6 protein-coding genes and 1 pseudogene are annotated in these 6,170 nt (G+C 41.1%); 3 read left to right on the top strand and 4 right to left on the bottom strand.

What is annotated here, in order from left to right:
* Positions 1 to 748: pseudogene (locus VB714_RS06755) on the bottom strand (IS200/IS605 family accessory protein TnpB-related protein); the annotation flags it as partial.
* Positions 749 to 764: 16 nt separating this feature from the next.
* On the opposite strand from VB714_RS06755, the gene tnpA reads away from it, so the two are divergent.
* Positions 765 to 1,241, top strand: a complete 477-nt coding sequence (gene tnpA, locus VB714_RS06760) for an IS200/IS605 family transposase (RefSeq protein WP_204105368.1) — start codon at positions 765 to 767, stop codon at positions 1,239 to 1,241.
* Positions 1,242 to 1,411: 170 nt separating this feature from the next.
* On the opposite strand, the gene VB714_RS06765 is transcribed toward tnpA, so the two are convergent.
* Both VB714_RS06765 and VB714_RS06770 read right to left on the bottom strand, forming a co-directional pair.
* Positions 1,412 to 2,776, bottom strand: a complete 1,365-nt coding sequence (locus tag VB714_RS06765; RefSeq protein ID WP_323222413.1) for a sensor histidine kinase — start codon at positions 2,774 to 2,776, stop codon at positions 1,412 to 1,414.
* 49 nt (positions 2,777 to 2,825) lie between these two features.
* Positions 2,826 to 3,230, bottom strand: coding sequence for an NIL domain-containing protein (locus VB714_RS06770; protein WP_323222415.1), 405 nt, complete (start codon positions 3,228 to 3,230; stop codon positions 2,826 to 2,828).
* Between the two features lie 76 nt (positions 3,231 to 3,306).
* Between VB714_RS06770 and VB714_RS06775 the strand changes: the two genes are divergently transcribed.
* Positions 3,307 to 3,858, top strand: coding sequence for a thioredoxin family protein (locus VB714_RS06775; RefSeq protein WP_323222416.1), 552 nt, complete (start codon positions 3,307 to 3,309; stop codon positions 3,856 to 3,858).
* 44 nt (positions 3,859 to 3,902) lie between these two features.
* Complete coding sequence (locus VB714_RS06780; protein WP_323222418.1) at positions 3,903 to 5,504, top strand: AMP-binding protein; 1,602 nt, start codon at positions 3,903 to 3,905, stop codon at positions 5,502 to 5,504.
* A gap of 43 nt (positions 5,505 to 5,547) precedes the next feature.
* Here VB714_RS06780 and VB714_RS06785 read toward each other — a convergent pair.
* Positions 5,548 to 6,170 (bottom strand): tetratricopeptide repeat protein (locus tag VB714_RS06785; RefSeq protein ID WP_323222420.1); only part of this gene is annotated, 623 nt, incomplete at its 5' end.

The following is a 6,170-nucleotide window of genomic DNA, read 5'->3' on the forward strand; positions in this document are numbered from 1 at the left end:
CGGCTGCTAGATGAAAGAATTCTCTTGCAGTCACAGTGCCGTCAGAACTGACAATTGTTGCAGTCGCTAAAGTATTGATACCAACATCAATGGCTACGACTTTTCCCCCCTCTGTCCCCCCAGTGGGGGGATTTAGGGGGGTTGTCTTGACTTTAAATGGAACGGATAAGCAAACTGATTTATCGCCAACAATTAATGTTGGCGATAATTGTTTGTTGTCAGAGTCAAGATGTCGCTCTCGTTTGGAAACAATTTTAACGGTTATCCAAATCCAATCCGAACCATTGAAAACCTTGATTTTTGCTTCAGACAACTCATTATTAAACTTAATGCACTGCCCTTTATACAAAACGGCGTACACATTCGTTTTACCGTTTAATCTAGGAGGCAGTGCATCTTTTCTTTTTCTTTGTCCTGATTGCCAAGACGAATATCGTGTAATGAATGAGGAAACTTGACCAATTGCAAATTCGATAGCTGCCCGTCTTAAATAAGAGGGAAACTTGTAGAATTTGCGGTCAAAATAAGCGTATTTGGGGTTGGGATTCTTTTTGGTTTTATGAATGAGTTTCTCGGTTGCCGCACAAGAACTTTCTGCGCTGTTAATGTGCGAGTAATGAGTATAGACTACACCAATCAATCCGCGAACGAATTGACGATAAATATTTTGGGTTAGCCGCAAATATTTACGCTGTTCTGGTGTGGGTTGCAATCCCCATCTATCTGTGCGTACAATCGAGTTAGCCATATTGCTATTATTGCTCATGTCAGTTGATTATAACACGCTAAACACCAAAAACCACAGTGCTTATCGAATTTTTTATCATATTGTGTTGTCAGTCAAGTATCGTCACAAGTGCATCACTGCTGACATTCTTGTGCGACTCGAAGAGATATTTCGAGATTTATTGACCAAATGGGATAGTAGATTGGTAGAGTTTGGGGGTGAGTCCGACCATGTTCACTTACTTATAGAAACTTGTCCTACGGTTGCACCTGCTAATTTAATTAAGAATATGAAGTCTGTCTCTTCTCGTCGCATTCGTGCTGAGTACGTAGAACACTTGAAGCCTTTCTTTTGGAAGCCTTATTTTTGGTCGCGTTCTTACTGTTGTATTTCTGTTGGAGGTCGAGCGAATATTGAAACTTTGCTGCGATACATTCAGAACCAAGACGAACCGGGGCGACTTAAACAACCCGCGCCGCTAACTAGCGATTCGTCCTGTCGGACTGAATCGTAGGATGCGCGGCGCATTTTTGCTCAACGATTATCTAATTGCTCAACAAAGTTTGCAGAATCGCTTGATTAGGGTACTCCAGAAAAATCAAAAAGGGAGCGATCGCCCGTTTTTTATGATTCGAGAATATCAACGGTGAATTATAATGAATTTTCCTTGGCAGTTAATGGGAATCATTGCAGCAATGGTAGGATAATTTCAAACTCACTTCCCTCTCCTAATTGAGATTTAAAATTAAATGTTCCTCCGTGTTTAGCCGTGACAATTTGATAGCTAATAGCCAAACTGGTTTCTTTAGCTGCCCGTCTTTCTACCGAAAAAGAGTCGCGAATTTGTTCCTGTTGTTTTTCTGTCATGCCGATGCCATTATCTACGATACGAATGGAAATAAATCTCTCCTTAATTGATTTATCTCGCGAGGAAGAACGGGAAAAAATTTGCGTTTCAATCTCGATTTTAGGTGGATTTTGAGCTAAAAAAGTGCGATCGAATTCTTGTTTCCATTTTTGCGTTGCAGCGCGATCGAGTAACGCATCAATCGCATTTGTAAAAATATTAGTAAAGACTTGCGTTAACTTACCGATATAACAGACAATAGGAGGTAAATGCCCATAATTCCGCACAATCTGAATATCGCTACTCAGACGACTTTTTAAGAGCAAAATAATGCCATCTAAGCAAGAATGGAGATCCGCAGGTTTGGGATAAACTTCATCAACATGACAAAAGTTTTGCAGACTCATGGCGAGATCCCGCAAGCGTTTTGCTCCTGTTGCAATGCTTTCAACTGCTAGGGGAAAGTCTTTTTGTAAATAAGCAACTTCAATGGTTTCGCGAATATCTTCGACTTTTTGAGAAACACTGATATCATCTTGTTCGTAAGCTGTGAGTAAATCTAATAAATCTTGACTATAGCTAGAAATATGGGTCAGATTTCCCCAAATAAAACCCACTGGATCGAGAATTTCGTGGGCAATTCCATCGACTAAACGCCCTAAACTCGCCATTTTTTCAGTTTGAATCATTTGTGCGTGAGAACGTTCGTAGCGAACTTGAGCCTCGATACCGCGAATTTGCCATGAGACTAAACTCAATTGTCCAAAATCTAAAATTCTGTATTCACCAGAGGAGAGTTGTACAACAATAGGATCGGCAATAATGCGAGGCGATCGCTTTAATGCCCGTTGCATTCCCGTCAAAATGTGCATATTACCGGGTAGAATCAAAATATCGGCGTTATTATGTCCCCAAAATACTTGTAAAGGTTGATCTAAAAAGAAGCCCATGCCTTGAGGAAGTAATAAATACTCCAACAACTGACGACGAGAAACAATGCCCACTAATTCTTCACCATCGGTTAATAAAACCCCCGGAAGCCGAGGATTTTGGGCGATCAGATCGGCAAGTTCAACCCCTAAACAAGAAATGGCGATCGCGCTATCGTAAAGAGGAAGTTCTTGGAGGGTTGTATCGAGATCGAGATCTCGCTCCATTTTTGCAGCATGAGAGGATTTTTCAGAACCAGATTCGTTCTGCATTCGCTAAATTTAAAAAATTTTATGATACAGGCTATTTTACTAAGCTATTTTAAAAGTTAGTTGAAATCGCTTGGACGGGACAAGTAGGAATGCACTGTTCGCAGACGACACATCGAGACCGATGAAACTGTAGTTTAAAGGTTTCTGGCGCGAGGGTCAATGCCCCGGTCGGACAAACTCCCGTACATAAACCGCAATCAATGCAGCTTTCTTCATCAATGAGGATTTCTCGACTTGCTAAGGAAACATTAATATCTTGCGATCGCATCCATTCGAGGGCTGCTTCAATGGCATCAATATCTCCTAAAAGATCGAGGACTAATTTACCGATTTGATTGGGGGCAACTTGCGCTCGAATAATATTAGCAGCAACGTTAAAATCTTTTGCCAGTCGATAAGTGACTGCCATCTGTACGGTACGTTTCGGAAAAGTTAAAGTTACTCGTTTTTTCATCGTGTTGTGCTGAGGGATGGGTTATTTGCTAAAGTATTAAACAGAAGACTTTCTCAATATCCTGTTATTAATTATTATGAACAATCGTCTCGGAAAGATCGCGATCGCACTGGTAGCATTTGTTTTAAGTTTTGCGCTTTTCTTTGCCCTGCAAACGGAAAGAAGCGACGCATCTCTTGACAGTCAAGCCAAAGCAGCCATACCTTTAGAAATTGCTTTAGAGAATGGTAAACCCTCGTTAATGGAATTTTATGCGACTTGGTGTACCAGTTGCCAAGTAATGGCGGGAGATTTACAGGCACTTAAGGGGGAGTATGGGGATGCGGTAAATTTTGTCATGCTCAATGTCGATAATAACAAATGGTTGCCAGAAATCTTTCGTTATCGAGTTGATGGTATTCCTCATTTTGTCTATCTGGATCGACAGGGAGAAACCGTTGGAGAATCTTTAGGAGAACAACCTCGTTCAATTTTAGAGGCAGATTTACAAGCCTTAATTGCTGATGTTACGCTTCCTTATGCGAATACAACGGGTAAGGTTTCTCAATTTGATGTCCAAATTAAACCGAATGCAACCCCCGAGGATCCTCGCAGTCATAGCAGCCAAGTTCAAGTTCAAGAATCTTAGAAAATAAACAGGAAAATGAGGAATAAAATCGGAAATATATCTGAATGAATATTATTGAATTATTTCGCGATCGCGCTCTCATACAGCCTCATTTTCCTGCAATTATCGATCGCGATCCAAGAACAAGATTTGGACATTCTCGCATCACCTCTTTTAGCGATCTTGAGTTTTTTTCCCAATGTTGGGCGCGTTTTCTGCACCAAAAAGGATTAAAACCGGGAGATGGCGTTCTGATTTTTTATCCGCTTTCCGCAGAATTATATATTATTCTGGCGGCAGTTTTTCGCTTGGGTTTGGTGGCAATTTTTCTCGATCCTGCTGCGGGGAGAAAACATATCGATCGCTGTTGTCAAATCTATCCGCCTCAAGTGTTTATTTCTAACACAAAAGCACATTTTTTGCAACTTTTTTGCCCTCAATTGCAGCAAATTCCTCTAAAAATTAGTCTCGGTTGTCCTTTTCTGCAAACCCTCTCCAGACAGAAAATTAGCGGCTTAGTTCCTTATACCGAGATTTACCCTTGTTTGCCAGATTCCCCGGCTTTATTGACCTTTACTAGCGGGAGTACGGGACAACCAAAAGCGGTAATGCGATCGCAAGGTTTTCTGATTGCTCAATATCAAATTTTAAGACAAACTTTGCAACTGCAACCTGGTGAATTAGAACTCTCGACATTACCTATTTTTATCTTTGCTAATCTTGCTTCTGGGTTAACCAGTCTTATTCCGGATGTCGATCTACGCTTTCCTGGAAAGATTAAAGCCGATCGCGCGATCGCGCAAATTAAAAAATATCATCCTTCTCGTTTGATTGCTTCTCCTGCTTTTTTAGAATGTTTAATCGATTGGTGTCGCGATCGCAGTTTAATTTTACCACAAATTGAAAAGATTTTTGTAGGGGGTGCGCCAGTCATGCCGCACACTATTTCTCAGCTAAAAAATGTTTTCCCACAAGCTAAAATTACGATTGTTTATGGTTCCACAGAAGCGGAACCGATCGCCTCTATTGCTGAGGAAGAGATAGCCGAGTTAGATTGGCAGAAAATGCGATCGGGGGGAGGATTATTAGTGGGAAAACCCGTTTCAGATCTTCAGTTACAACTTTTTTCAGAACCAGAAAAGGCGATCGCTTTTTCCCAGGAGAATGAATTTAAAAATTACTGTTTACCTTGGGGAGAAGTCGGAGAAATTATCGTCAGTGGCGATCGCGTCTTATCAGGATATCTGAATGAGAAGGAAGAGAAAACCAATAAAATTCGCGTTGGTGGTACCCTTTGGCATTCTACAGGAGATCTAGGGTATTTAGATGAATGGGGGCGTTTGTGGCTACTGGGAAGGCGATCGGGATGTATCCGCGATCGCTTTGGTATTCTCTATCCTTTTGCGGTAGAATGCGTTATTAATTGCTGTCCCGAAGTTAAGCGATCTGCTGTTATTTCTTGGCAAGGAAAGCGAATATTATTAATTGAGTTGCGTAAAAATAAGCAACAATTGGATTTAAAATTTTGGCAGCATTTTCTAGAGAATAATCGGATCGCACGCATAAAAATTTGTTCGCAAATTCCCGTAGATAAGCGTCATAATTCAAAAGTTGATTATACTCGCGTCTATGATATAATGCCAAAATTAATGGGTGAAGAAAGATAAGGGTTTGGAGACCAAACAGAAAGAGGGTTTGGAGACCAAACCCCTACGTACCCCGATCGCGTTCAATATCGCAAATGACCTTTTCTAAATACCAAGTCTCAGATTTTCCAGGATAATCATATTTAGCTTGGCCAATTAAGCGTTCAGCAAGGGACCAATGACCTCCAACTAGGGTTAAAAGTTGTCGATGAGAGGCATTTGATTGAACGTAGGGTGTTGAGATTTGAGGAATATTAGAACTTTCTGAAACAACCGATCGCGGTAGAAACCATTGAAACTTTTTTAAACCATTTAATGCGAGTTGATAACTCGTCCAATCTTCTTTCTCACAAAAACGATCCGCCGCTTGTTGATAATCGGCGATCGCCCTCTCTTTGTCTTCTAAATACTCATAAACTTTGGCGCGAGAGAGATAAACTTCTGCATTTTCGGAATCTAATTCCAGCGATCGCGAATAATCGAGGATCGCATCTTGGTAATTATTGTTAGTTTGATAAGCATCTCCCCGCGCAGCAAATAGCAAAGCATTGTGAGAATCAATTTGTAAAGCGCGATCGAAGTCCGCGATCGCGCCCCCATTATCCCCCAGTTGGCTGCGTATTTTACCTCGATTACGATAGGCGATATCATCTTGGGGATTGAGTCGCAAGGCTTGATTAAAGTCCG

This window comes from Spirulina sp. 06S082 (genome assembly GCF_034932145.1).
Classification (GTDB): domain Bacteria; phylum Cyanobacteriota; class Cyanobacteriia; order Cyanobacteriales; family Spirulinaceae; genus CCY15215.

Coding starts and splice junctions, on each gene's coding strand:
- tnpA (WP_204105368.1), top strand. CDS start 765: ATGTCAGTTGATTATAACACGCTAAACACCAAAAACCACAGTGCTTAT.
- VB714_RS06765 (WP_323222413.1), bottom strand. CDS start 2,776: ATGCAGAACGAATCTGGTTCTGAAAAATCCTCTCATGCTGCAAAAATG.
- VB714_RS06770 (WP_323222415.1), bottom strand. CDS start 3,230: ATGAAAAAACGAGTAACTTTAACTTTTCCGAAACGTACCGTACAGATG.
- VB714_RS06775 (WP_323222416.1), top strand. CDS start 3,307: ATGAACAATCGTCTCGGAAAGATCGCGATCGCACTGGTAGCATTTGTT.
- VB714_RS06780 (WP_323222418.1), top strand. CDS start 3,903: ATGAATATTATTGAATTATTTCGCGATCGCGCTCTCATACAGCCTCAT.